The sequence below is a fragment of the Exiguobacterium sp. s145 genome (assembly GCF_018618835.1).
Classification (GTDB): Bacteria; Bacillota; Bacilli; order Exiguobacteriales; family Exiguobacteriaceae; genus Exiguobacterium_A; species Exiguobacterium_A artemiae.
Genome location: NZ_JACSMV010000001.1, coordinates 323,389 through 348,326 on the forward strand (window position 1 = coordinate 323,389; position 24,938 = coordinate 348,326).

Here is a 24,938-nt window from a genome sequence, read left to right on the forward strand (position 1 = left end):
GATGATTAAAATCGCACCATCAATCTTATCAGCAGATTTTGCAAATTTAGAGCGGGATGTCAAAGCCGTAGAAGCAGCAGGTGCCGATTATATCCATTTCGATGTCATGGACGGTCAATTTGTTCCGAACATCTCATTCGGACTTCCTGTCTTAAGCAGTTTACGTCAAAAAACAGATATGGTTCTCGACGTCCATCTCATGATTGATCGTCCGGAAAACTTTGTCGAAGCCTTCGTTGCAGCAGGGGCTGATATCGTGACGTTCCACGTCGAGGCGACGAATCACGTCCACCGTGTCCTGCAACAGATCAAAGCAGCCGGTGCGAAAGCGGGTGTCGTGCTCAATCCGCATACGCCGCTGTCGACGATCGAACACGTGCTCGAGGATGTGGACATGGTCTTATTGATGACAGTCAATCCGGGATTCGGCGGACAAGCGTTCATTCCGGGTGTCATGAAGAAATTAAATCAACTGGCTGCAATGAAAGCGGAACACGATCTATCGTTTGAGATTGAAATCGATGGCGGAGTCAATGCGGAAACAGCGAAATTATGTATTGAGAATGGGGCAAACGTACTTGTTGCAGGTTCCGCCATCTACAATGCACCGGATTATTCAGAAGCAATCACTAGTATTCGGAATGCCGCTCACGTATAATAAGAGCAGAATCAAAATTGAATGAAGACCGCAAGGGGTGTCGCGTCAAGCGGCTGAGAGAAGTGATTGGACTTTAACCCTTCGAACCTGTTCCGTTCAGACGGACGTAGGGATGTGGCGCACGCAGGCAGTACGGCGTTCGTCGTACTGCCTTTTTGCCGTCCTGCGATTTTATTTTTAGGAGGAAAAAAGGATGAAACGGCTACAAATGTTAATGGAAATTGCAATCTTTGCAAGTCTTGGTGTGGTGTTCGATTTATTAATCCCGTTTAAAATGCCGCAAGGGGGTTCGGTCAGTTTGGCGATGCTGCCAATCTTCGTCATGGCCTTTCGTCATGGTGTCATCGGTGGGGTCGTGACGGGAGCGCTCGTCGGAACGATTCAACTGATGTTCGCTCCGCAAATTCTGACAGTCGTTCAGCCGTTACTCGATTATACGATTGCGTTTGGAGTCGTCGGACTGAGCGGACTATTCGCACGGCAAGTCAAAAAAGCAGCAGCAGCCGGGAAGAATGGCCGTTTGATGGCAATTGTACTAGGCGCGACATTGCTTGGTGCAGGTTTACGTTATGTCTGTCACGTCATCAGCGGAATCGTCTTCTTCGCTGAATATGCGGAAGGTCCGGTCGTTTCGTACTCGTTGATCTATAACGCGACGTATATGGTTCCATCGTACCTATTATGTGGTATTGTCGCAGGACTTCTGTTTACGACAGCGCCCCGACTTCTTCGTTACTCGGCACGAGGTGTCTGATGCGGGTCGTGATTGTAGCGGCCGGTCCGACAGAAGACATCCCGTCCCTGAAACCGTTTCTGGATGAGAAGACGGTTGTCATCGCCGTTGACGGAGGTGTCACCGAATTGGCACAGCAAGGTCTCGCTTTTGACTTGGCGATTGGTGACTTTGATTCGCTCGGATACAAACCGGAAGGAGCGATCATCCACCCGGCTGAAAAGGATGAGACCGACTTGGAACTGGCTTTACGCCATGTCAGTCAACAGTATGAAGCAACAGAAGTGTTCATATTCGGTGCGACCGGAGGACGACTTGATATGACGCTTCAAAACGTCTATTTGCTAAAACAATTTCCGGCAGTTCGCTTGATGACGAAGCGGGAAGAGGTTCGTTTCTTACAGCCGGGGACGTATGAGATCGAGGCAGATGGATTTCACTATCTCTCTTTCATCCCGCTCGTTCCGACACGTCTGACCCTCCGCGGGGTCAAGTATCTGTTGACGAATCATGACGTGCCGGTCGGCGGATCATTGACCGTCAGCAATGAATGGACACAGCACGGAGTGGCGAACGTGACGGTGCATACCGGTGAAGTGATTGCTTTACGAAGTTTGTTAGACCACTAAAAAACGTGATCGGCTTTAGGATATCCTAAAAGTCGATCACGTTTTTTTGTAGTTTTGTTTTTAAGATTCCAATGTCGAGCTGGCTGCCTGACGTTCGGTTTGAGCCGCAATATGTTTTCCTTTGACAAACAGATGGTAAGAGGCCCACGTCAAGACGAAGAACGGAACGCCGATATACAGCGCAATCCGTTGATCCGCTTGGAAAGCCAGGCTGATCAGTACAAGCATGTTCAAAGAAAACGAGATAATCGGCAAGACCGGGAAGAACGGGGTCTTGAATTTTAATTCGCTGACAACATGTCCCTCTTTGATGAATTGACGACGGAAGGCAATCTGCGAGGCGGAAATCGAAATCCATCCGACTTGTGCCCCGAGTCCGGCGAGTGATAACAGCCAGATGAAGACGGTATCTTCCGCGAAAAAGGCGGTCAGAAGCGATAACATCGCAAACAGCATCGTAAAGCATAACGCCCGCATCGGTACACCACGCGAGTTGACGATGGCAAGTTTTTTCGAGATCATACCTTCTTGAGACATCGACCATAACATCCGGGTAGCAGCGTATAATCCTGAGTTCCCGACCGACAGTAAGGCAGTCAGAACGACGATGTTCATCAAATCGGCCGCGTACGGAATCCCAATCGCATCAAAGACCATGATGAACGGACTGCTGATACCGCCAGCTGTTTCATAAGGAATTAAGGCGCCGACGATTGTAATCGAAAGAACAAAAAAGATGAACGTCCGCCAAACCGTATTGCGGATCGCTTTCGGAATCGATTTTTCGGGATCGTTCGACTCTCCGGCCGCAACCCCGATCAATTCCGTCCCCTGGAACGCGAAGTTGACGGCGATCATCGTCGTCAAGACTCCGAGCGCACCGTTCGGGAACAATCCGTTTGAAGTAAAGTTGGCGAATAAACTTTCCGGTCGTGCTGCCGTCATCTCAATCCAGCCAAACCAAGCCGCTCCTCCGAGCGCGATGAAAAATAGAATGGCCAGGACTTTCAGGCTCGAGAACCAGAATTCAGCCTCCCCAAAGGCTTTGGCAGATACGGCGTTAAGTCCGAATAAAATGACGGTGAAGATGGCACACCAGATGACGATAGGGGTGTTCGGAAACCACCGATCCATCAGACTTCCGGCTGCCGTGATTTCAAGTGCCACCGTCACGGCCCATCCGAGCCAGTAAATCCAGCCGACGGCAAATCCGATACCCGGTCCGATGAAACGTGTCGTATACGTTTGAAATGATCCGGAAACCGGCATATGGACAGCCATCTCTCCTAAACATAACATTGTCAGATACATAATGGTCCCACCCACGATGTAACTGAGGACCGCCCCGAGTGGTCCTGCTTGCGAAATCGTTAATCCGGAACCGAGGAACAGTCCCGTACCGATAATCCCTCCGAGTGAAATCATGAAGAGATGCCGGCTTGTCATTTCTCTTTTTAACTGCATGTCTGACCCTTCCCCCTTGAAAAAAATAACTGCTCACTTATTGTAAGCGTTTTCAATTATTCAGACAATTAGTTTATAAGAAAAATAAAAAAAGAACAAAAAAAGAACCGGAAGGGAAGATTCCCATCCGGTTACTGCGCCTTATACGCGTTCGACTTTACCTGATTTGAGCGCTCGAGCTGAAACCCAAACCTTTTTAGGTTTACCGTCAACGAGAATACGTACTTTTTGTACGTTGATTCCCCAAGTGCGTTTCGTTTTGTTCAATGCGTGTGAACGGTTGTTTCCCGACTTCGGCGATTTCCCAGTAACGTAGCATTTACGTGCCATGTGTTCCGCCTCCTTTTATGTTGTTTTGCGTTCGTCCTAATAGACACTTTGCTATCTTAGCATGCTGTTAAGACGGTTGCAACATAAAAAAAGTAGCTGACAAGAAAAAAACTTGACAGACAACCTCAAAATTTAAAATAATGAATGAGGATGATGGTAAAAGTTCATTTGACCGCTACTATTTTTCACATATTCATTGTATAGTCAGTACGGCGACTTTTCAATAGTAGGTCCTTATAGTAGAATTATGGGAAGAACACAATTAACAAAGGGGGCTACTCAGGTGGCGATCGAGATGAAAACGACCTATGGAAAAATTGATGTAGACAACGATGTCGTTGCGCAACTTGCAGGCGGAGCGGCGATGGAATGTTTTGGTGTCGTTGGTATGGCGTCCCAGTCACAAATCAAAGACGGGCTGGCTGAACTGCTGAAACGCGAAAACTTTGCACGCGGTGTCATCGTACGTCAGGTATCGGAACAAGTTCACATCGATATGCATATCATTGTTAGTTACGGTACGAAAATCTCAGAAGTCGCAAACAACGTCCAGAGCCGTGTGAAATATTCACTCAGCCAGGCACTTGGTTTAGAAGTGACATCTGTAAATATTTTTGTCCAAGGAGTCCGCTTGACGAATGTCTAAGGCGGGAATAGAGGAGGAAACTTTAGTGAGTGTAGATCGTTTAACAGGAGCGCAACTGGTCAAGATGATTCAGAATGGCGCAGCGAATCTCTATCAAAATGCGGATTTTGTCGATTCGCTGAACGTTTTCCCGGTCCCAGATGGTGACACGGGAACAAACATGAATTTGACGATGACGTCGGGTTCAAAAGAAGCAGCCAAAACAACAACAGACTCGGTCTCAGAAGTTGCCACGGTCTTTGCACGAGGTCTTTTAATGGGAGCGCGCGGAAACTCAGGCGTTATCTTAAGCCAATTGTTCCGTGGTTTCTCAAAATCAATCGAAGGAAAAGATGCGATTGATACAAAGGAATTCGCAGATGCCTTACAAAAAGGGGTCGATACAGCTTATAAAGCAGTCATGAAACCGGTTGAAGGAACGATTTTGACGGTAGCACGCGAGACAGCTGTCGCAGCGATCGCCCAGTCCGAGACAACAACGGATTTACTCGAACTGATGCGCGGTGTCGTTGAAGCTTCAAAAGTGTCACTCGAAGGGACACCGGACTTGTTACCTGTACTTAAAGAAGTCGGCGTCGTCGATTCCGGTGGTCAAGGACTGGTTTGTATCTATGAAGGATTCCTTGCGACCCTCGAAGGGAAAGAGCTTGAGAAACCGCATGCGCCTGTCATGGAAGCACTCGTCGAAGCAGAGCATCACAAATCGGCTCAAAGCTTCATGTCAACGGAAGAAATTCATTACGGTTACTGCACGGAAATCATGGTTCGTTTCCAGGACGATAAATTAGCAGATACGCCGTTCAGTGAAGAAGCATTCCGGAACGAACTCGCGGAATTCGGTGATTCATTACTCGTCGTTGCAGACGAAGAGTTACTAAAGGTTCATGTTCACGTGGAAACACCGGGTGAAGTCATCACGAAAGGTCAACGTTTTGGTGAACTTGTTGCCGTCAAGATTGAAAACATGCGTCAACAGCACTCGACGATCCTCGAAGAAGAAGGCGTCAATCAAGTGGCGGCTCCGGTTGCGACAAAAGCAAAAGCCCAGTCAGCGCTTGTAACGGTAGCAATGGGTGAAGGAATCAGCGAACTCTTTAAATCACTTGGCGTCAGTATCGTCATCGAAGGCGGACAAACGATGAACCCGTCAACGGAAGACATCGTCAAAGCAATTGAAGATGCCCATGCGGAACACGTCTACGTGTATCCGAACAACTCGAATATCATCATGGCAGCAGAACAAGCGGCATCAGTTGCTTCTTGTGGTGTGACGGTCGTGAAATCGAAGACCGTTCCTCAAGGATTGGCGGCAACGATCGTCTACAATCCGGAAGCGACGGTCGAAGAGAACGAGCGGCACATGATGGATGCAATCGCAGCCGTCAAATCCGGTCAAGTGACGTATGCCGTCCGTGATACGAGCATCGACGGAGTTGAAATCAAGAAAGATGATCATATGGCGATTGCCGAGAAACAAATCGTTGCAACGGATCATTCAAGCCTTGGCGCCGTCAAAAAGCTAGTTGATACACTGGTCACGGAAGACGATGAAATCATCACTGTCTTGTTCGGTGAAGGGGTTTCGCAAGATGAAGTCGACGAACTCGTCGCTTATATCGAATCGGTTAATCCAGACGCAGAAGTGGAAGTTCATGACGGAAAACAACCGCTCTATTCTTACATTTTAAGCGTCGAATAATATAAAACGTGAACGTACCTTTTCACATATCCCACCATCTGCGATAATAGAGGTGGGATTTTTGTTTAGTTGAAAGAGAGGGGAAAAGAAGATGAAGTATCGGAGTGTATTTGATATCATCGGTCCAATCATGGTCGGACCATCCAGTTCGCATACGGCGGGGGCAGCACGGATTGGATTGATGGCGGGGAAATTGTTTGGCGAACAGCCGACGGATATTACGATTACGTTTTATGGGTCATTTGCAGACACGTACCGGGGACACGGAACGGACGTCGCCATTATCGGCGGTGTCCTCGGCTATGATACGTTTGACGACCGGATTCCGGAATCAATTAAAATTGCGGAACAAAAAGGAATCCGGATTCATTTTGAAACGAGTGAGGCATTGACGGATCATCCGAATACGGCACGTGTTCATTTGACGGATGGACAGGCGGAGTTTGAACTCGTAGGCATTTCAATCGGCGGGGGAACGATTGAGATTACTGAGTTGAACGGAGTGCCATTGAAGCTGTCAGGCGGTGGACCGGCCCTGATCGTCCTGCACCATGACCGCTTTGGGGCGATCGCAGCCGTCACAAGTATTTTGGCCGATTATGAAATCAACATCGGTCACATGGAAGTATCGCGGCACGAAAAAGGCAAGCAGGCATTAATGGCGATCGAAATCGACGACCGCATGCCGACTGCTGTACTCGAAGAAATCAACCGTTTACCACAAGTCGAGCGTTCTGTCATGATGGGAGAGTGAAGAGATGTTTAAATCCGTAAAAGAACTCGTCGCACTGGCGACTGAAAAAAATGTACCGATTTCAGAAATCATGATTGAACAGGAAATGACGGTCCGGCACCTCGAACGTGATGAAGTCCTCGGGATGATGGAACGGAATCTTGAAGTCATGGAAGCAGCAGTCGAACGGTCACTGACAGGAGATGGTGTCGAATCGGTTACTGGTCTGACCGGTGGCGATGCTGTGTTGTTACAGCGATACCGGGCAAGCGGGCGAGGATTATCCGGCGATCTGTTGTTAGACGCCGTCAGCAAGGCGATTGGCACAAATGAAGTCAATGCGGCCATGGGAAAAATCTGTGCCACACCGACAGCGGGTAGTGCAGGCGTCGTTCCGGGAACGTTATTCGCAGTTCGGGAACGTTTGAATCCGAGTCGCGAACAGATGCTGCGTTTCTTGTTTACATCCGGTGCGTTCGGTTTTGTTGTAGCGAACAATGCGTCCATTTCCGGCGCGGCAGGCGGATGTCAGGCGGAAGTCGGTTCGGCAACGGCCATGGCAGCGGCGGCAATCGTTGAAATGGCAGGTGGAACACCTGATCAATCGGCCCACGCGTTTGCGATTGCCCTTAAGAATATGCTCGGACTCGTCTGCGATCCGGTTGCCGGACTTGTCGAAGTACCATGTGTGAAACGAAATGCCATGGGCGGAGCGAACGCGCTTGTTGCAGCCGATATGGCGTTAGCCGGTATCACGTCACGGATTCCGTGTGACGAAGTCATCGGAGCGATGTATGAAATCGGTCAAATGATGCCGTCCGCCTTACGGGAAACCGCGAAAGGCGGACTCGCCAACACACCGACGGGGCGTTGGCTCGAATCAAAAATCTTTGGGGAACTCTCGAATGAATCCATCAAATAAAGTAACCGCCTTAAAAGGAGTCGGGCGCGATTTAGCCCGTAAACTCGAAGAAATGGATATGCTGACGATTGCGGACGTGCTTGAGCACGTCCCGTTTCGTTATGACGATTTTGTGACCGGCAGTCTGACAGAGGCAATCCATGAAGACAAGGTGAAATTCACAGGACAGGTTCAATCGGAAGCGCTTGTCCGGTATTACGGAAAAGGAAAAAACCGACTCACGTTCCGCTTGCTTGTCGAAGACCGTTACAGCGTCACCGTGACGATGTTCAACCGTGCCTTTTATAAAGATCAGTTGAAACTCGGGGAAGAAGTGACGGTCAGCGGCAAATGGGATTTACACCGGATGACGATATCAGCGACAGAATTACAATTCGGAGCGATTGAAGGAGAATTGACACCGGTCTATTCGCTCAAAGGGGACATGCGGATGAAGACGTTCCGGCGGGTCGTCGAACTGGCTTTTGCCGAATGCGAAGCGCTCGAGGAACGTATTCCAGAAAACATTCGTAAGACATATCGAATACTGGACCGGATGACGATGTTGCGTCGGTTGCACTTCCCGACAACCCGGCAAGATTTGACGACTGCCCGAAGAAGTTATGTGTATGAAGAATGTTTGTACTTCCAACTGAAGTTACAGACGTTACGTCTCGGGAAACGAAAGGGACAAGGTCTTGCTTTACCGTTGTTCCAGCAAGAAATCGATCAATTCATTGCCACGTTACCGTTTCCGCTCACCGGAGCACAAAAGCGGGTGACGGACGAAATTTTGGCTGATATGCATCGACCGGAACGGATGAACCGGCTTCTCCAAGGAGACGTTGGAAGCGGAAAAACGGTCGTGGCGGCGATTGCCCTCTTTGCAGCGGTCCGTGCGAATAAACAAGGGGCCTTGATGGTGCCGACGGAAATTTTAGCGGAACAGCATGCCTCTTCGCTTGCACCGCTCCTCGAGCCGCTCGGCATTAAAGTCGGATTATTGACGAGTTCCGTCAAAGGAAAAAGCCGGCTCCTTCTGCTGGAAGCGTTACGGCAAGGGAAAGTCGATGTATTGGTCGGGACCCATGCCTTGATTCAAGATACGGTCGTCTTCAAGGACCTTCATCTCGTCATCACGGATGAACAACACCGGTTTGGAGTCGAACAACGAAAACGCCTGCGGGCGAAAGCAGAACAGGCAGATGTTCTTTACATGACAGCGACACCGATTCCACGGACGCTAGCGATTTCTGTGTTTGGCGATATGGATGTCTCAATCATTGACGAGATGCCGGCAGGAAGAAAAGAAATTGAAACTTATTGGGCAAAACCGGAACAAATGGAACGGGTTTTCGGATTTGTCGAAAAAGAGTTACTGCTCGGTCATCAAGCGTATGTCATCACGCCACTGATTGAGGAATCTGAATCGCTTGATGTTCAAAATGCCATTGAACTGCACGTGCTTTTGACGGAACGGTTTTCCGCACAACGTGTCGGATTGATGCACGGTCGGCTCAGTTCGTCCGAAAAAGACGACGTCATGCAGGCCTTTAAGGAAAATCAAGTCCAAGTTCTCGTCTCGACGACCGTCGTCGAGGTCGGCGTCAACGTTCCAAACGCATCGATCATCGTCATTTACGACGCGGAACGCTTTGGACTGGCACAATTACACCAGTTGCGCGGTCGGGTCGGTCGGGGCGCAACCCAGTCTTTTTGTATCTTGATCGCCGATCCGTCTTCCGATACCGGAAAAGAACGGATTAAAACGATGACGGAAACGAACGACGGATTTAAGTTGGCAGAAAAGGACCTTGAGTTACGCGGAGCCGGAAACTTTTTTGGGACCGAGCAAAGCGGCTTGCCCCGGTTTGTGTTGACCGATCCGGCACTCGACATCCAGGTGATGGAGACGGCGCGAAACGACGCGGTTCGTCTGCTCCGTTCCGATGCCTTTTGGCAACATCCGGAGTACGCGGTTTTACGCCGATATATCGAACAGCAGGGACTACTGGACGGAGAAAGAATCGAATAATACTTGAAAGTGAACAACAAGGGATATATACTACTATTAGTACCAGGTAATAATGGTAGTTATCCTTCTTGTGGGAGGAACGTACATGCGGGTACCTAAAAAAGAGCGACAAACTGAACTACAGCATACAATTGAACAAAATCCGTTCATTACGGATGAAGCATTAGCCACTCATTTCAATGTCAGTATCCAGACCATTCGACTGGACCGGATGGAAATGAAGATTCCGGAATTACGTGAACGGATTAAACACGTCGCGACGGAACGGCTAGATGATGTGCGTACATTGACTGAAAATGAAGTCATTGGTGATATGATTGACCTGAAACTAGATACATCGGCAATTTCGATTTTAGAAATCCTACCGGAACACGCGTTCAGCCGAAATGCCATTGCCCGCGGACATATTTTGTTTGCCCAAGCCAATTCATTAGCCATCGCCTTGATTGATGATGAACTGGCTTTGACGACAAAAGCCAACGTCCAGTTTACACGGTCCGTTCACGCCGGTGAACGTGTCGTGGCAAAAGCATTCGTCAGTTCGCACCGGCAGGATGGCCGATCGGACATCAACGTCGAGAGTTTTGTCGGCGATGAGTGTGTGTTCATCGGTGAATTTACGGTGTATCGAAGTAGTAAGGAGGAGTCAAAATGATTTTAGCAGTAGATGCAATGGGAGGAGATCATGCTCCACGCGCCATCGTAGAAGGAGTCGTTCAATTTTTAGCAGAGCGTCCGACGGAACAAATTGAAATCCGTCTGGTCGGCGACGAATTGAAATTACGTTCGTATGACATCAAGGATCCGCGTGTGAAAATCGTTCACGCCGCATCCGTCATTACCGGAGAAGACGAACCGGTCCGAGCAATCCGTCGCAAGAAAGACAGCTCACTCGTGGTGGCTGCAAACCTGGTGAAATCAAATGAAGCAGATGCTTTGATTTCAGCAGGCAACACGGGTGCACTCATGACAGCCGGATTGTTCGTGATTGGTCGGATTGAAGGGATTGACCGTCCGGCATTAGCGCCGACGTTCCCGACACGAAATGGAAAAGGGGTCGTCATCTTGGATGTCGGTGCCAATCCAGACGCAAAAGCCGAACATCTTTTGGATTATGCGATCATGGGGTCGGTCTACGCAGAACAAGTCAGAGGAATCAAACAACCGAAAGTGGCCTTGCTGAATATCGGATCAGAAGCCGGTAAAGGGAATGCCCTGACGAAAGAGACCTATCCTCTGCTTGAGACCGCGCCCATCCATTTTGTCGGGAATGTCGAAGCGCGAGAAGCGATGAGCGGGGAAGTGGATGTCATCGTGACGGAAGGCTTCGCCGGAAACACGCTGTTAAAGAGCACAGAAGGCGCCGCCAGTATGATCATGGGCGTCATGAAAGAACAATTCATGAGTTCATTCAGTTCAAAAATCGCGGCTTTGATTTTAAAACCGAAGCTGAAAAAAATGAAACAACTGCTTGCTTATGAAGAATACGGCGGAGCCGGATTATTCGGGATTGCCGCTCCGGTCATCAAAGCCCACGGTTCGAGTAATGCCTACGCGTTCAGCAGGGCGTTGGTACAAGCAGAGCAGATGGTCGAACAGCAGGTAGTTACAAAAATCATCGAGGCAAAAAAAACGAAAGAAATCTAAAGGGGTGAGACGGATGGGTAAAACGGTTTGGATGTTCCCAGGTCAAGGATCACAAATGCCAGGAATGGGACAAACACTTCTCCATCATGAAGAGTCACGTCAAGCATTGATGGACCTCGGGACACGGATTGGTCTTGATTTAACGGATCTGTTGACGACAGGGACAAAAGAAGATTTGAAACCGACGGAAATCGCACAACCTGCCATCGTTGCACACAGTACGTTGCTTGCGAATCGTTATGCGGCGCTTGGTCATCGGCCGGACTTCGTACTCGGACATAGCGTCGGAGAGTACAGTGCACTCGTTGCCGCATCTGTCTTAACGGCAAGTGAAGCAGTTTATCTCGTACGCGAACGAGGAAATCTGATGAATCAAGTGACGGGCGGGACGATGGCAGCTGTCATCGGTTTAAACGACGTCGAAGCAGCCCATCATGCTGTCGAGTCCATTGCGGCAACGGGAGAAATCGTTCAAATCGCCAATTACAACTGTCCCGGACAATTCGTGATTTCAGGACAAGTTGCAGCTGTCGAGACGGCGACTGCGAAATTAAAAGAGTTGGGCGCGAAACGTGTCCTGCCGCTTGATGTATCAGGAGCATTCCACTCGTCGTTAATGACACCGTTTGCCTCACGGTTCGAAGATATCTTAGTTTCTTCACCATTCCAGGCGGCAAAAACGAAATTCATCTCGAATGTCGACAGTGATTTCCACGATCAGCCGGATGAGTTGATCCGTTTACTTGTCCAACAATTGTATTCACCGGTTCGTTTTGAAGCCTGTGTGGAAAAATTGATTGCAGAAGGTGCGGATACATTCATTGAATTCGGTCCTTCGTCACCGCTCAGCGGTCTCGTCAAGCGGATTAAAAAAGACGTCAAGATTGTCAGCATCACGACACTTGAACAATTGGAAGCGGAGGCGATTCGTTGAATAAGGTAGCACTCGTCACCGGCGCCTCACGTGGAATCGGAGCCGCTATCGCCAAACGGTTGGCGGCAGACGGATTCCGGATCGTCGTGAACTACGCCGGGAATACAGCAAAAGCAGAAGAAGTTGTTTCGGCTATCGTCGATGCGGGCGGTGAGGCCATCGCCGTCCAGGCAGACGTGGCTGATGCCGAGCAAGTCAAGGCATTGCTGAAAACGGCACTGGATACTTACGGTCAGTTGGATTGTGTCGTCAACAATGCCGGAATCACGCGTGACGGTCTGTTAATGCGAATGAAAGAAGCAGATTTCGATGCGGTTCTAAACACCAATTTAAAAGGTGCCTTTCTTGTGACACAAGCGGCGACGCGGCCGTTGTTAAAAACGAGCGGTCGTATCATCAATATCGCTTCCGTCGTCGGCATTACCGGTAATCCCGGTCAAGCCAACTATGTAGCGGCGAAAGCGGGACTGATCGGATTTACGAAGTCGGTCGCACGTGAACTGGCAAGTAAAGGCGTTACGGCAAATGCGATTTGTCCCGGTTTCATTGAAACCGATATGACGGATGAATTGACAGAAGCGCAACGTAATCAGACGCTCGATCAAATTCCGTTAAAACGATTTGGTCAGACGGACGATATTGCATCGCTCGTCAGTTTCATCGCATCAGACAATGCCCGTTACATCACTGGTCAAACTTTGGCAGTCGATGGCGGCATGACAATGTAAGTGAACTGTGGTAGTACTTTGCCAAATTGGCAATCATCTTATATACTCAACTCATGGAGGGATTTTAAAATGACAAAAGAACAAATTTTAGTAGACGTGCAAGAAGCAATTGCAGAGAAATTAGGTAAAGAACAGAGTGAAATCACACTCGACAAATCGTTTAAAGACGATCTCGGAGCAGATTCACTTGAAGTTATGGAACTCGTCATGGATCTCGAAGATAAATTCGAAATCACAATCGAAGATGACCAAGCAGAAAACTTAAAAACAGTCGGCGATGTCGTTAGCTACATCGAAACACAAGTCTAATATATGAAGCTGAACCCACCGCGTATTTGCGGTGGGATTTAGCTGTTTAGGAGGCATTATGACAAATCAAAAAGGACGTCGTGTCCGAAAAGGACCTTATGTAAAGCGACGCAAAGACTCACGGGCTTTGGCGCAAATTGAACAGAAGTTCGGACAGCTCCAGGAACGGCTGGATATTCATTTTGCGAATGTAGAACTATTGAAGCAAGCATTTACACATTCTTCGTTTGTGAATGAGCAGCGTGAATCAGACGGGGATAATGAACGTCTTGAATTTCTGGGTGACGCGGTACTTGAATTGACAGTCTCCCGTTATCTCTTTCAACACTACCCGGAACGTTCCGAGGGGGAATTAACAAAGCTGCGTGCTGCCATTGTCTGTGAGCCGTCACTGGTCCAGTTCGCGAATCATTACGAGTTTTCTGAAATGATTCTACTTGGTAAAGGAGAGGAACTGACAGGGGGAAGAAATCGTCCGGCACTACTCGCGGATGTATTTGAAGCCTTCATCGGTGCCTTATACCTCGATCAAGGGATTGAAGCTGCAGAACGATTCCTCGCCGAAGCGGTTTTTCCGAAAGTGGCGTCTGGATTTTTTGAAGAACAAACTGATTTTAAAAGTCAGCTCCAAGAAGCGATCCAGCGGGTCGGACTGGGACAAATCGAGTATGAAATCATCGAAGAACGCGGACCAGCACACAGTCGGGAGTTTATTTCACGCGTGCACATCGCGGATAAGCTGGAAGGCATCGGGACCGGCCGCTCGAAAAAAGAAGCAGAACAGCAGGCTGCCAAACAAGCCTTGCTTGAACTGAAAAACAGCTTTTGACATGAAAAAAGGCACCCATTTCAAAATGGAGTGCCTTTTTGTGAGGAATCTTAAACAGTTTTCAGTGATTTCAGTTCATCGACGATGGCATCGACTTCTGCCAATGTCAACGACTCACGCATCATGACGAAATCATAAATCTCTTTTAAATCGTCATTTTTTGTTCCGTCGAATTGTTCCGCCTTGATGACGCCTTTGTTAATGATGTTCAATTTATCCAGGATCTCTACGATCATTTGTTCAATTGTCATGTCTTAAAATCTCCTCTTCATCTCTTTAAGCCTAACATTACCATAAAAGCTACCATTTTGTAGACCTTTCGGCTATGGTAAACTAAAAGAAAATCAAAAAGAAATTTAAACATATGGGTGGTCAAGATGTACTTAAAACGAATTGAAATCAATGGCTTCAAGTCATTTGCTAGTCGGACGGAGCTCGACTTCCTTCCGGGAGTCACGGCTGTCGTCGGACCAAATGGCAGCGGGAAGTCCAATATATCGGATGCAGTGCGTTGGGTGCTCGGTGAGCAGTCGGCTAAATCATTACGTGGTGCGAAGATGGAAGATGTCATCTTTGCCGGAAGTATCTCGGAACATCGGAAACAATTTGCGGAAGTCACACTTGTGCTCGACAATGAATCGGGGACGGTCGCTTTGCCGTATCAAGAAATCAATGTAACGCGGCGTGTCACGCGAAACGGAGACAGTGATTACTTCTTAAATAAAAAACCGTGTCGTTTAAAAGACGTGCTTGATTTATTCATGGATACCGGGTTGTCCCGCGATGCGTTTGCCATCATCGGTCAAGGACGGGTCGAACAAGTCATTTCCGGGAAACCGGAAGAACGGCGCTCTGTCATCGAAGAGGCAGCCGGTGTTTTGAAATACCGGAACCGTAAAAAACAAGCCGAAAGAAAGCTAACGGATACAGAAACGAATCTTTCCCGTGTCGATGATATTCTGTACGAATTAGGTGGACGAATTGAGCCGTTACGGGAACAAGCGTCACTGGCAAAAGAATTTTTAGTAGCCCGTGAACGATATGACTTCTTGGAACGGGGAATCATCGCGACCGAAATCGAGCAGTATATGACGCAACTCACTGACGTGTCGACGGAAATCGAATCCTGCCAAGCCCAACTGCTTGCGGAGCAGGAGCGGCTACAAGAAACAGTAGCGACAAGGGAAACACAAGAAACATCGTTAGAAGAGAAGCGGCGCTTAGAAACAGAAATGCAGGACCGCCTGCGGCTCGTATCGACGAAACTCGTTGAAATCGAAGGGGCTTTAAACCTCGCGAAAGAACGGGAAAAGCACGGAGCGGAAATGAAGGCGCGTCTCGAACAGGAAGTAACGGTTGCAGAACAACGGGTAGCACAAATCGAACAAGAAGAACAGACGGTGCTGAAGCAACAGCAAGAGACACAACAATTGTACCTTCAAACCGTCGCAAAACGAGAACAAGCCGATGCCGCCTTATCTTACTCCGACCGGGACTTTGAAAAAGAAGCCGAACAATTGCGTTCGGAAGCGTTTGAAGTAGCGAGCCGGTTGGCAGCGACGACCAATGCATACCATCGGGCGCAACAAGATCTGTTACATGCCGAAGAGCAGCAACGGAGTTTTTCGGAAAACGTCGGCTCAAAACAAACGGATCGTTCGACGTATGAAGCCGAAACCATTCGTCTTGCAGAACAGGTAGAAGAATTACGGAATCGCTTGGAAACATTGCGTCAGGAAGAAAAGACACAGCAAGACCAGTATCGCCAGCAACAGGAGACGTTGCGCCAAATGGAACAATCGATCATCGACCTTCACCGACGCCGCGATAAGACCGAAGACCGGATTGAATTTCTGGAATCCGTCAAAGCCGACTACAGTGGTTATTTTGGAGCCGTCAAAACCGTCTTAAAACAGCGGGACCGGATTGCCGGTATCCACGGTGCCGTCGCGGAACTGATCACCGTTCCCGCCCGCTTCGAGGCGGCGATTGAGACCGCACTGGGCGGCGCGATGCAAAACGTCGTCGTCGATACCGATGTGACGGGACGGAAACTGATCCAAGAGTTGCGCCGGCTGAATGCGGGGCGTGCGACATTTATGCCGCTCTCGTCGATTCAGCGCCGGGAACTGAGTGCTTCCGTTCAACAAAGCGTGTCAGGGATGCCAGGATATCTCGGTGTCGCAAGTCAACTGGTCACGACGCGGGAAGACTTTACGAAATTAAAAGATAATCTGCTTGGGACGACACTCGTTGTCGAATCACTTGAACAAGCCAATGCCATCGCCCGTTCCACCGGACACCGTTACCGGATCGTGACGCTCGAGGGTGACGTCGTTAACGTCGGCGGATCGATGACGGGAGGCAGTCGTAAAAAAGGAACACCGCTCTTCAGCCAATCCCGTGAACTGGAAGAGTTGCAGGCGGGATTGAAACAAGGTCAAGCTGTCATTCGTGAACAAGAGCGTCGGCGTGATGAAATGAAAACAGCCATGCAACAACTCGTCGGCTCGCTGGAAACAAATACCCGTGATATTCAATTAGTTCAAGCACAGTTGGAAAGTGTTCGCGAAGCCTATACGGATGCGAAGCGCAGTCTAGCTGTCACATCTTCTGAATTATCGGTCCACGACGGTCAATTGACCCGTCTCGCTGAACAAGCGGCAGAGGCGAAGTCCATCATCGTGGCATCAGAGCGGGACATGGAACGGTTAACGAACCGGCAAGCGGAATTGCGGCAAGCAATCGATCAACTGAAGGAAGCACAGTCACGCGGAGCAGTTGCGGTCGAAGAATTAAAGCAACAGCAAGCGGAAGCCTTGCTTGAGGAACGGACTGTCAGCATGACACATGACCAAATCGACCGTGAGGTAACACGCCTCCGTGAGACATTGAGTCATGCAAAATTAGAACGAAGTCATAAACGCCGTGATCTGAAGCATGTCCTGGAAGGATTCGACGAAGCGAAGATTGATGCCCTGCACACTGAGAAAACGCAGATGCAACAGGAACAAACTTCAGTCGAACGCGAATTGACGCATGTGACGGCAGAAATTCAGCAGGCGGCAGAAAACTTACGTCTGTTACGGATTCAGGAAGCGAAACTGGCAGAAGCCCGGCAAGCAACGACACAGCGTCTCGATCAAGCCCGGCTTACTCAGGGACGGCTCAGTACACGCCTTGAGACCCGTCATGAGACACTTGAAGAAATGGGGCTGGTTGCCGAGTTGATTCAACCGCTGACGATCTCTTTCGAGGAGGCAAAGGAAGAATTGCATCTTCTGAAACGACAACTCGAGGAAATCGGGATTGTCAATCTTGGTGCGATTGAAGAGTTTGCCGAAGTCGATCAACGTTTTACGTTCCTGTCCACGCAACGCGACGATCTGGTCAGTGCGAAGACCGATTTATATGCGGTCATCGAAGAAATGGACCGGGAAGTCATCCGGCTGTTCAAACAGACGTACACAGCGGTCCGGGAACATTTCCGGGAAACGTTCCGCGAACTGTTTGGCGGCGGAGAAGCCGACTTGATTCTCGTCGACCCTACAGATCTGTTGACAAGCGGTATTGATATCGTGGCTAAACCGCCCGGTAAAAAGTTACAGAACCTGTCCTTGTTGTCGGGCGGAGAACGAGCACTGACAGCGATTGCTTTATTGTTTGCTATCTTAAAAACACGACCGGTTCCGTTCTGTGTTCTTGATGAGGTCGAAGCAGCCCTCGATGAGGCGAACGTCGCCCGATTCGGAGAGTTCGTTCATCAACTGGCACGTGAGACCCAGTTCATCATCATCACCCACCGTAAGGGAACGATGGAGTCAGCTGATGTCCTGTATGGTGTGACGATGCAACAAAACGGTATTTCCGAAGTATTATCCGTTAAACTGGAAGAAGCGAGACGGACATTAAGCGAAGAAGTAGAACCAAAGGGGATAAAAAAATGAGTTTCTTTAAAAAGTTAAAAGACCGGTTGACGACTTCGACACAAGAAGTGACATCGAAGTTTACGGAAGGTTTGACGAAAACACGGGACGGACTGGCGAATGCCGTCAATGATCTCGTCTACCGCTTCCGGGAAGTCGACGAAGATTTTTTCGAAGAGTTGGAAGAAGTATTGATTCAGGCCGATGTCGGTGTCACGACGACGATGGATCTTGTCGAAAAGTTAAAAATTGAAGTCAAACGTAAAAACGTCAAGGATACAAAAGAAGTGCGTGACGTACTTGTCGAAGTTGTCGCCAACATGCTGGTGGAAGAAGAAGAGTCCGAACTTGATCTCAGTCATGAACTCAATGTGATCTTATTTGTCGGTGTCAACGGCGTCGGGAAAACGACGACAATCGGTAAACTGGCGAATCGTCTGAAAAACGAAGGCAAAACGGTAATGCTCGCAGCCGGCGATACATTCCGGGCCGGTGCAATCGACCAACTTCAAGTCTGGGGTGAACGTTCCGGTGTTCCGGTCATCCGTCAGGGAGAAGGATCGGATCCGGCGGCAGTCATCTATGATGCTGTCCAGGCCGCAAAAGCACGCCGTGTCGATGTCCTGATTTGCGATACGGCCGGCCGTCTGCAAAACAAAGTCAATTTAATGAATGAACTTGAAAAAGTAAAACGTGTCATCGAACGGGAAATTCCGGGAGCACCGCATGAAGTATTGCTTGCGCTTGACGCGACGACGGGTCAAAATGCAATGGTTCAAGCCAAAGCCTTTAAACAGGCGACCGATGTCAGCGGAATCGTTCTGACGAAGCTTGACGGAACGGCGAAAGGCGGAATCGTTCTTGCGATTAAGAATGAGCTGGATCTGCCGGTGAAATTCGTCGGTCTCGGTGAAAAAATCGATGACTTACAACCGTTCGATGCCGAACAATTCGTCTATGGATTATTCGGGGATGTCTTTGAAGAAAAAGAAACAGTCGAAGAAGTCCGAGAAGAGGACTGACCTCGATTTCCTTGTAAAGAAAAAAACTTGACAACACACTGTGAGGGCTGTACTATACTATCTGTAAAGGAATTTCACTTAACAACCGTGGAGGTGCTCGAATGACACTTGATAAGACGAACCGGATGAATTATCTGATTGACTTTTATCAGGAGCTTTTGACGCCGAAACAACGGAATTATATGTCACTCTATTATCTGGATGACTTTTCGTTAGGTGAGATCGCCGATGAGTTTGAAGTCAGCCGACAAGCAGTCTACGACAACATAAAACGTACGGAAGCGATGCTTGAACAATATGAAGAACGACTGGGTCTGTTTGCAAAGTATGAACAGAGAAAGTTACTCCTTGATCAGTTAAAGCAACTTGACCTTCCGAGCGAAGCTCACGTGACCATTGCGGCACTTGAGCAATTAGAGTAGGGGGCAATTTCATGGCATTCGAAGGATTATCGGAACGGCTTCAAGCCAGCCTCGCTAAAATGCGGGGTAAAGGTAAGATTTCTGAAGCGGACGTAAAAGAAATGATGCGTGAGGTCCGCCTTGCGTTATTAGAAGCTGACGTCAACTTCAAAGTCGTCAAACAATTCGTAAATGATGTGAAAGAACGTGCAGTCGGGCAAGATGTCATGACGTCTCTCACACCAGGTCAGCAAGTCGTCAAAATCGTCCATGACGAATTGACGAAACTGATGGGGTCAGAAGTTTCTCCGTTGACGTTATCGAACCGTCCGCCAACCGTCATCATGATGACCGGTTTACAAGGGGCAGGTAAGACGACGACGGTCGGAAAACTCGCGAATCATTTACGGAAGAAACAAAATCGCAGTCCACTGCTCGTCGCAGCGGATATTTACCGACCGGCTGCGATCAAACAGCTCGAGACGTTAGGGAAACAACTCGAACTGCCGGTTTTCTCAATGGGAGATCAGGTCAGTCCACAAGAGATTGTTACGAACGCTCTCGACTATGCAAAAGAGCATCACCACGATATCGTGTTGATCGATACGGCGGGACGCTTACATATCGACGAGGACCTGATGCAGGAACTGGTTGATGTGAAAGAAATCGCCAAACCAAATGAAATTTTCCTTGTCGTCGATTCAATGACGGGTCAGGACGCTGTCAATGTCGCGCAAAGCTTTAATGAAAAGCTGGGTGTGACAGGTGTCGTCTTGACGAAGCTCGACGGGGATACTCGAGGCGGAGCAGCACTCTCCATCAAGGCAGTCACCGGAGCACCGATTAAATTCGTCGGTCTTGGAGAGAAGCTGGACGCAATCGAGCCATTCTATCCGGAGCGGATGGCGTCACGGATTCTCGGCATGGGAGATATGCTGACGCTGATTGAAAAAGCGGAGTCTCAAATGGACGCAACACGCGCCAAAGAGCTCGAAGGCAAAATGCGCGATGCATCGTTCACGTTTGACGATTTCATCGAGCAGTTACAGCAAGTGAAACAGATGGGTCCTTTGGATGAGTTGTTAGGAATGATTCCGGGTGCCGGTAAAGGAAAGATGAAGGGTCTGAAAAATGCCCAAATCGATGAGAAGCAACTCGTCTATGTCGAAGCGATTATTCAATCGATGACAAAACGAGAGCGGACTGAACCGGAAATTCTCAATGCCAGTCGTCGGAAACGGATTGCGCGCGGCAGTGGTCGCAGCATTCAAGAAGTAAACCGATTGATTAAGCAATTTGAAGACATGCGGAAGATGATGAAACAATTCTCCGGCCAAATGGGCAAAGGGAAAAAGAAAGGCGGCTTTGGCCTCCCATTCTTCTAAAAGTCTTTTCACTTTTGCTGGAACGTTGTATACTAGTGAAGTTGTCAATTTGACTAAACGAAAAAAAATTATTTATTATTTGGAGGGACTTACGAATGGCAGTTAAAATTCGTCTTAAGCGCATGGGCGCAAACAAATCACCTTTCTACCGTGTGGTAGTAGCAGACTCACGTGCACCACGTGATGGTCGTTTCATCGAGCAAATCGGATACTACAACCCGGTTGCTAAACCAGAAGCAGAAGTAAAACTTAACGAAGAGCTTGCTCTTAAATGGCTCGCTGAAGGTGCTAAACCTTCGGACACAGTTCGTAACCTCTTCTCAAAAGCTGGTATCATGGAGAAATTCCACAACGCGAAACTCGCGAAGTAAGACTATTGGAGGTGAGCGAAAGCTTACCTCCTTTTTGTATGGCAAAATAATAACAAGAAATAAGACTTGTGGATAAGGAAGTGAAACAGATGGAATGGTTGGAAGTCGCAAAAATCGCCAACACGCACGGTTTGAAAGGCGAATTGAAACTCCTCGCAAGCACGGATTTTCCGGAACAGCGTTTTAAAGTCGGTAATGAGGTATTTCTTGAGTCGAACGGAATCTACACGCCGTTTACGATCAGCAGTTACCGCAAACATAAACAATTCATCATGGTGACGTTCAAAGGCATGCAACACATCAATGATGTCGAGAAATATAAAGGCTTGAAACTGTATGTGCATCCGGAAGCCTTACAAGAGCTCGGAGAACATGAATTTTATTACCATGAAATCATCGGCTGTACCGTCTTTGACGGTGAGGATGAAATTGGTGTCGTATCCGAGATTCTCGAGACGGGCGCAAACGACGTCTGGACGATCAAACGTCCCGGCAAAAAAGATGTGCTGATTCCCTATATCGAACAAGTCGTCGCTTCAATTGACGTCGAAGCCAAACGGATTCAAATCACACCGTTACCGGGTTTGATAGAAGGATGAACATCACGGTCCTGACGCTATTTCCGGAAATGTTCACGGCACTGAATCACTCGATTGTCGCCCGTGCGCAAGAGGAGAAACGGATTGAACTCAACTATGTCAATTTCCGGGACTACTCGACGAATCGTCATGGTCGTGTCGATGATTCCCCCTACGGCGGTGGGGCAGGCATGTTATTGATGCCCCAACCGATTTTTGACGCAATCGCCGACTTGCCTGAAGCAAAACGGCGTATCATTGCGTTGACACCAACAGGGCGTCGGTTTGATCAACGTCTTGCGGAAGAATGGTCCAAAGAAACGGATCTTGTCTTTTTATGCGGTCATTATGAAGGGTTCGACCAACGGGTTCATGATGAACTGGTGACAGATGAAGTCTCACTTGGCGATTTTGTTCTGACCGGCGGCGAACTTGCAGCCATGACGATGATTGATGCGACGGTTCGCCTGTTGCCGGATGTTCTCGGAAAGGCCGCGAGCCATGAAGACGACTCGTTTTCGACCGGTCTGCTCGAATACCCGCATTACACACGGCCGGCTGATTTTCGCGGTTTGACGGTCCCGGAAGTTTTATTGTCGGGTAATCATGCCCGGATTGAAACTTGGCGCCGTGAACAGGCATTGAGACGGACGCTTGAGCGGCGACCGGATTTACTCGAAACGGCCGACCTGTCCGAGACCGACCGCCGTTACCTGCAATCAATTTCAGGATTGTCAAACGACTGAAACTGTGATAAGTTAAAACATGTGGCAAAAGCCACCTATTAACGATGTTCCGCTGTTGGATGCCAGAGGCAAATGAAGATACGAACATTGGTGAAAAAAGGAGAAATCATTCATGAACACACAACAATTGTTCCGTGAAATTACACAAGAACAAATCAAGTCAGACGTCCCTGCATTCCGTCCTGGTGATACAGTCCGCGTCCACGTTAAAGTCGTCGAGGGAACGCGTGAGCGGATCCAGCTTTTCGAAGGCGTAGTCATCAAACGTCACGGTGGCGGCATCAGCGAAACGTTTACAGTTCGTAAGATTTCTTACGGAGTTGGCGTTGAGCGTGCATTCCCGCTTCACTCACCACGTGTTGCGCAAATCGAAGTCGTTCGTTACGGTAAAGTCCGTCGTGCGAAACTTTACTACCTCCGTAACCTTCGTGGTAAAGCGGCTCGTATTAAAGAAATTCGTCGTTAATCATGTGAAAAAGTGGCTTGTCTCCGGACAAGCTTCTTTTTTTTATCGTTTATGCGTATACTAGGTTTAGGCAAGAGATTGAGTTGAAGGAGTGGAACGCGTGAAGGAGTTATTTAGTTGGATTAAGGCGCTGGTCGTGGCGCTCGTAATTGCGTTCATCATCCGAACGTTTTTATTCGTCCCGGTTATTGTGGACGGCGAATCGATGATGCCGACCTTACACAATTCGGACCGAATGATTGTCAATAAGGTTCCTTATTATTTCAATGAACCGGAACGGGGGGACATCGTGGTCTTCCATGCGACAGAAACACGGGACTACATCAAACGTGTGATTGCTGTTCCAGGTGATACGATGTACTACAAAGATGATACGTTATACGTCAACGATAAAAAAGTCGAGGAACCTTATCTGAATGAATTTAAGGCACAGATGAACGGTGTTCCTTTAACAGAAGACTTTACATTGGAAGAAAAAACAGCACAAAAAACGGTTCCAAAAGGAAAAGTATTTGTGATGGGGGATAACCGTCAAAACTCGAAAGACAGCCGGGATATCGGTTTTGTGGATGAGGATCAAATCGTCGGTACGACGAATTTCGTCTTCTATCCGTTTAATGATGTCCGGTCCGTTGATTGATGAAGGAGATCCTCTTTCAAGAAACGAAGTTCACAAAATGTGGACTTCGTTTTTTTGTTCGGACGGGGACAGGGTTCTTTTCTGTCGAAAAGTTGCGTATACTAGAGAATGGATCGTTTCTCTCGAACAGACAGTGGATCGGTAACACGGGACACGACGTATATATCGTTCATTATTAGCAGTCCAAGCACTATGAAAACTTGAGGTGGAAGAAATGACAATACAATGGTTCCCGGGACACATGGCGAAAGCACGCCGTGAAGTGACGGAAAAATTAAAATTGATTGATGTCGTCATCGAATTAGTCGACGCACGTTTACCGATGTCGAGCCGTAATCCGATGGTCGAACAAATCACAGCAGGCAAACCACGACTGATCGTCCTGAATAAATCAGATATGGCGGATGCCCGGCTGACGGAAAAATGGATGCATGCACTCCGTAAAGACGGTGTCGACGTCATCGCCGTGGATGCGAAGCACAGTAAAGGGTTGGGTCAGATTCATGAAGGTGCCTTACGCTTGATGAAAGACAAACATGACCGGATGCGGGATAAGGGACGGAACCCGAGTGCGATTCGCGCGTTGATCATCGGGATTCCGAACGTCGGAAAATCAACCTTGATCAATCGGTTGGCCGGACGGAACATCGCAATCACAGGCGACCGTCCAGGTGTAACGAAACGTCAACAATGGATCAAAATGAAAACAGGTGAAATGGAACTACTCGATACACCGGGAATTCTTTGGCCGAAGTTCGATGACCAGCTTGTCGGTTACCGTTTAGCGGCGACGGGTGCCATTAAAGATGATATCCTGAATATCGATGATATCGCCTTGTTTGCAATCCGAGAGCTCAAGTCCCGTTATCCGGAGCAACTGAAAGCCCGTTATCGGTTACAGGATGTGTCAGGTGAAGCCGTCGAAGTGCTCGAAGCGATCGGTAAAAACCGCGGTTTCGTAACAGGCGGTTATGTCGACTTTGAACGGACAAGTGAAATGTTGCTTCATGAGCTACGGACGGAGAAAATTGGTCGTGTCACGCTCGAGACCGTCGAAGAGTGCGCAACCGTCACAGAATAAGACAGGCTTGGGTTTCTCATGATGAGAAATCCAAGCTTTTTTCAAAA

General features: G+C 48.5%; 27 protein-coding genes and 1 riboswitch. Of the genes, 24 read left to right on the top strand and 3 right to left on the bottom strand.

The window, feature by feature from the left end; translation table 11 throughout:
- Position 1: 1 nt before the first annotated feature.
- From rpe to KNQ07_RS01605, 3 genes are all read left to right on the top strand, one after another.
- Positions 2-658, top strand: a complete 657-nt coding sequence (gene rpe / locus KNQ07_RS01595; RefSeq protein WP_114595467.1) for a ribulose-phosphate 3-epimerase — start codon at positions 2-4, stop codon at positions 656-658.
- A 23-nt stretch (positions 659-681) separates the two neighbouring features.
- Positions 682-788, top strand: a riboswitch (TPP riboswitch).
- A gap of 63 nt (positions 789-851) precedes the next feature.
- Positions 852-1,412, top strand: a complete 561-nt coding sequence (gene thiT, locus KNQ07_RS01600; RefSeq protein ID WP_214763902.1) for an energy-coupled thiamine transporter ThiT — start codon at positions 852-854, stop codon at positions 1,410-1,412.
- Positions 1,412-2,020: a thiamine diphosphokinase gene (locus tag KNQ07_RS01605; RefSeq protein WP_214763909.1), complete on the top strand. Its 609-nt coding sequence runs from the start codon at positions 1,412-1,414 to the stop codon at positions 2,018-2,020. The genes thiT and KNQ07_RS01605 overlap by 1 nt, the downstream gene beginning before the upstream one ends.
- 60 nt (positions 2,021-2,080) lie before the next feature.
- On the opposite strand, the gene KNQ07_RS01610 is transcribed toward KNQ07_RS01605, so the two are convergent.
- Together KNQ07_RS01610 and rpmB are read right to left on the bottom strand one after the other, a co-directional pair.
- The gene (locus KNQ07_RS01610) at positions 2,081-3,484 is read right to left on the bottom strand and encodes an amino acid permease (RefSeq protein WP_214763911.1); all 1,404 of its coding nucleotides are present in this window, start codon (positions 3,482-3,484) and stop codon (positions 2,081-2,083) included.
- 141 nt (positions 3,485-3,625) lie between these two features.
- Positions 3,626-3,814, bottom strand: coding sequence for a 50S ribosomal protein L28 (gene rpmB, locus KNQ07_RS01615; protein ID WP_012370787.1), 189 nt, complete (start codon positions 3,812-3,814; stop codon positions 3,626-3,628).
- 283 nt (positions 3,815-4,097) lie between these two features.
- Between rpmB and KNQ07_RS01620 the strand changes: the two genes are divergently transcribed.
- From KNQ07_RS01620 to rnc, 11 genes are all read left to right on the top strand, one after another.
- Entirely contained in the window at positions 4,098-4,460 is a 363-nt protein-coding gene (locus KNQ07_RS01620; protein WP_026827974.1) for an Asp23/Gls24 family envelope stress response protein, read from the top strand.
- 25 nt (positions 4,461-4,485) lie between these two features.
- The gene (locus KNQ07_RS01625) at positions 4,486-6,159 is read left to right on the top strand and encodes a DAK2 domain-containing protein (RefSeq protein WP_376778095.1); all 1,674 of its coding nucleotides are present in this window, start codon (positions 4,486-4,488) and stop codon (positions 6,157-6,159) included.
- 91 nt (positions 6,160-6,250) lie between these two features.
- The gene (gene sdaAB / locus KNQ07_RS01630; protein WP_012370784.1) at positions 6,251-6,913 is read left to right on the top strand and encodes an L-serine ammonia-lyase, iron-sulfur-dependent subunit beta; all 663 of its coding nucleotides are present in this window, start codon (positions 6,251-6,253) and stop codon (positions 6,911-6,913) included.
- 4 nt (positions 6,914-6,917) lie between these two features.
- Positions 6,918-7,814, top strand: coding sequence for an L-serine ammonia-lyase, iron-sulfur-dependent, subunit alpha (sdaAA, locus tag KNQ07_RS01635; RefSeq protein WP_012370783.1), 897 nt, complete (start codon positions 6,918-6,920; stop codon positions 7,812-7,814).
- Entirely contained in the window at positions 7,798-9,828 is a 2,031-nt protein-coding gene (recG, locus tag KNQ07_RS01640; protein WP_214763915.1) for an ATP-dependent DNA helicase RecG, read from the top strand. Before sdaAA ends, recG begins: the two co-directional genes overlap by 17 nt.
- An 85-nt stretch (positions 9,829-9,913) precedes the next feature.
- On the top strand, positions 9,914-10,483 hold the full coding sequence (gene fapR / locus KNQ07_RS01645; RefSeq protein ID WP_214763916.1) for a transcription factor FapR: 570 nt from the start codon (positions 9,914-9,916) through the stop codon (positions 10,481-10,483).
- Complete coding sequence (gene plsX / locus KNQ07_RS01650) at positions 10,480-11,475, top strand: phosphate acyltransferase PlsX (RefSeq protein ID WP_012370780.1); 996 nt, start codon at positions 10,480-10,482, stop codon at positions 11,473-11,475. Before fapR ends, plsX begins: the two co-directional genes overlap by 4 nt.
- Positions 11,476-11,488: 13 nt before the next feature.
- Positions 11,489-12,409, top strand: a complete 921-nt coding sequence (fabD, locus tag KNQ07_RS01655) for an ACP S-malonyltransferase (RefSeq protein ID WP_012370779.1) — start codon at positions 11,489-11,491, stop codon at positions 12,407-12,409.
- Positions 12,406-13,137, top strand: a complete 732-nt coding sequence (gene fabG, locus KNQ07_RS01660; RefSeq protein WP_012370778.1) for a 3-oxoacyl-[acyl-carrier-protein] reductase — start codon at positions 12,406-12,408, stop codon at positions 13,135-13,137. Before fabD ends, fabG begins: the two co-directional genes overlap by 4 nt.
- Before the next feature lie 69 nt (positions 13,138-13,206).
- A complete protein-coding gene (acpP, locus tag KNQ07_RS01665) occupies positions 13,207-13,446 on the top strand; it encodes an acyl carrier protein (RefSeq protein WP_012370777.1) in 240 nt (79 codons plus the stop codon).
- A 58-nt stretch (positions 13,447-13,504) separates the two neighbouring features.
- Positions 13,505-14,275 carry a ribonuclease III gene (rnc, locus tag KNQ07_RS01670; RefSeq protein ID WP_012370776.1) on the top strand — a complete coding sequence of 257 codons (771 nt, stop codon included), beginning with the start codon at positions 13,505-13,507 and terminating at the stop codon, positions 14,273-14,275.
- Positions 14,276-14,325: 50 nt separating this feature from the next.
- On the opposite strand, the gene KNQ07_RS01675 is transcribed toward rnc, so the two are convergent.
- Positions 14,326-14,526: a DUF1128 family protein gene (locus KNQ07_RS01675; protein WP_012370775.1), complete on the bottom strand. Its 201-nt coding sequence runs from the start codon at positions 14,524-14,526 to the stop codon at positions 14,326-14,328.
- Positions 14,527-14,652: 126 nt separating this feature from the next.
- Here KNQ07_RS01675 and smc point away from each other — a divergent pair, with 126 nt between their 5' ends.
- The 10 genes from smc to ylqF all read left to right on the top strand — a co-directional run bounded on the left by smc (position 14,653) and on the right by ylqF (position 24,891).
- Positions 14,653-18,222 carry a chromosome segregation protein SMC gene (gene smc / locus KNQ07_RS01680; protein ID WP_214763924.1) on the top strand — a complete coding sequence of 1,190 codons (3,570 nt, stop codon included), beginning with the start codon at positions 14,653-14,655 and terminating at the stop codon, positions 18,220-18,222.
- Positions 18,219-19,223 (top strand): signal recognition particle-docking protein FtsY, encoded by a 1,005-nt coding sequence (gene ftsY, locus KNQ07_RS01685; protein ID WP_214763931.1) that lies wholly within the window; start codon positions 18,219-18,221, stop codon positions 19,221-19,223. The genes smc and ftsY overlap by 4 nt, the downstream gene beginning before the upstream one ends.
- 101 nt (positions 19,224-19,324) lie before the next feature.
- Positions 19,325-19,645 carry a putative DNA-binding protein gene (locus tag KNQ07_RS01690; protein ID WP_012370772.1) on the top strand — a complete coding sequence of 107 codons (321 nt, stop codon included), beginning with the start codon at positions 19,325-19,327 and terminating at the stop codon, positions 19,643-19,645.
- Positions 19,646-19,656: 11 nt separating this feature from the next.
- On the top strand, positions 19,657-21,009 hold the full coding sequence (ffh, locus tag KNQ07_RS01695; RefSeq protein ID WP_012370771.1) for a signal recognition particle protein: 1,353 nt from the start codon (positions 19,657-19,659) through the stop codon (positions 21,007-21,009).
- A 95-nt stretch (positions 21,010-21,104) separates the two neighbouring features.
- Positions 21,105-21,380 carry a 30S ribosomal protein S16 gene (gene rpsP / locus KNQ07_RS01700; RefSeq protein ID WP_012370770.1) on the top strand — a complete coding sequence of 92 codons (276 nt, stop codon included), beginning with the start codon at positions 21,105-21,107 and terminating at the stop codon, positions 21,378-21,380.
- An 89-nt stretch (positions 21,381-21,469) separates the two neighbouring features.
- Positions 21,470-21,979 (top strand): ribosome maturation factor RimM, encoded by a 510-nt coding sequence (gene rimM / locus KNQ07_RS01705; RefSeq protein ID WP_214763942.1) that lies wholly within the window; start codon positions 21,470-21,472, stop codon positions 21,977-21,979.
- Positions 21,976-22,704 carry a tRNA (guanosine(37)-N1)-methyltransferase TrmD gene (trmD, locus tag KNQ07_RS01710; RefSeq protein WP_012370768.1) on the top strand — a complete coding sequence of 243 codons (729 nt, stop codon included), beginning with the start codon at positions 21,976-21,978 and terminating at the stop codon, positions 22,702-22,704. The genes rimM and trmD overlap by 4 nt, the downstream gene beginning before the upstream one ends.
- Positions 22,705-22,816: 112 nt before the next feature.
- Positions 22,817-23,170 carry a 50S ribosomal protein L19 gene (rplS, locus tag KNQ07_RS01715; RefSeq protein WP_012370767.1) on the top strand — a complete coding sequence of 118 codons (354 nt, stop codon included), beginning with the start codon at positions 22,817-22,819 and terminating at the stop codon, positions 23,168-23,170.
- A gap of 100 nt (positions 23,171-23,270) precedes the next feature.
- Positions 23,271-23,810 carry a signal peptidase I gene (gene lepB / locus KNQ07_RS01720; protein ID WP_012370766.1) on the top strand — a complete coding sequence of 180 codons (540 nt, stop codon included), beginning with the start codon at positions 23,271-23,273 and terminating at the stop codon, positions 23,808-23,810.
- Between the two features lie 214 nt (positions 23,811-24,024).
- On the top strand, positions 24,025-24,891 hold the full coding sequence (ylqF, locus tag KNQ07_RS01725; RefSeq protein ID WP_214763955.1) for a ribosome biogenesis GTPase YlqF: 867 nt from the start codon (positions 24,025-24,027) through the stop codon (positions 24,889-24,891).
- The last annotated feature ends 47 nt before the right edge of the window (positions 24,892-24,938 follow it).

Coding starts and splice junctions, on each gene's coding strand:
- rplS (WP_012370767.1), top strand. CDS start 22,817: ATGAACACACAACAATTGTTCCGTGAAATTACACAAGAACAAATCAAG.
- rpmB (WP_012370787.1), bottom strand. CDS start 3,814: ATGGCACGTAAATGCTACGTTACTGGGAAATCGCCGAAGTCGGGAAAC.
- KNQ07_RS01690 (WP_012370772.1), top strand. CDS start 19,325: ATGACACTTGATAAGACGAACCGGATGAATTATCTGATTGACTTTTAT.
- trmD (WP_012370768.1), top strand. CDS start 21,976: ATGAACATCACGGTCCTGACGCTATTTCCGGAAATGTTCACGGCACTG.
- fabD (WP_012370779.1), top strand. CDS start 11,489: ATGGGTAAAACGGTTTGGATGTTCCCAGGTCAAGGATCACAAATGCCA.
- KNQ07_RS01610 (WP_214763911.1), bottom strand. CDS start 3,484: ATGCAGTTAAAAAGAGAAATGACAAGCCGGCATCTCTTCATGATTTCA.
- KNQ07_RS01605 (WP_214763909.1), top strand. CDS start 1,412: ATGCGGGTCGTGATTGTAGCGGCCGGTCCGACAGAAGACATCCCGTCC.
- ylqF (WP_214763955.1), top strand. CDS start 24,025: ATGACAATACAATGGTTCCCGGGACACATGGCGAAAGCACGCCGTGAA.
- thiT (WP_214763902.1), top strand. CDS start 852: ATGAAACGGCTACAAATGTTAATGGAAATTGCAATCTTTGCAAGTCTT.
- plsX (WP_012370780.1), top strand. CDS start 10,480: ATGATTTTAGCAGTAGATGCAATGGGAGGAGATCATGCTCCACGCGCC.
- acpP (WP_012370777.1), top strand. CDS start 13,207: ATGACAAAAGAACAAATTTTAGTAGACGTGCAAGAAGCAATTGCAGAG.
- rnc (WP_012370776.1), top strand. CDS start 13,505: ATGACAAATCAAAAAGGACGTCGTGTCCGAAAAGGACCTTATGTAAAG.
- recG (WP_214763915.1), top strand. CDS start 7,798: ATGAATCCATCAAATAAAGTAACCGCCTTAAAAGGAGTCGGGCGCGAT.
- fapR (WP_214763916.1), top strand. CDS start 9,914: ATGCGGGTACCTAAAAAAGAGCGACAAACTGAACTACAGCATACAATT.
- ftsY (WP_214763931.1), top strand. CDS start 18,219: ATGAGTTTCTTTAAAAAGTTAAAAGACCGGTTGACGACTTCGACACAA.
- sdaAA (WP_012370783.1), top strand. CDS start 6,918: ATGTTTAAATCCGTAAAAGAACTCGTCGCACTGGCGACTGAAAAAAAT.
- ffh (WP_012370771.1), top strand. CDS start 19,657: ATGGCATTCGAAGGATTATCGGAACGGCTTCAAGCCAGCCTCGCTAAA.
- rpsP (WP_012370770.1), top strand. CDS start 21,105: ATGGCAGTTAAAATTCGTCTTAAGCGCATGGGCGCAAACAAATCACCT.
- sdaAB (WP_012370784.1), top strand. CDS start 6,251: ATGAAGTATCGGAGTGTATTTGATATCATCGGTCCAATCATGGTCGGA.
- rimM (WP_214763942.1), top strand. CDS start 21,470: ATGGAATGGTTGGAAGTCGCAAAAATCGCCAACACGCACGGTTTGAAA.
- smc (WP_214763924.1), top strand. CDS start 14,653: ATGTACTTAAAACGAATTGAAATCAATGGCTTCAAGTCATTTGCTAGT.
- KNQ07_RS01675 (WP_012370775.1), bottom strand. CDS start 14,526: ATGACAATTGAACAAATGATCGTAGAGATCCTGGATAAATTGAACATC.
- rpe (WP_114595467.1), top strand. CDS start 2: ATGATTAAAATCGCACCATCAATCTTATCAGCAGATTTTGCAAATTTA.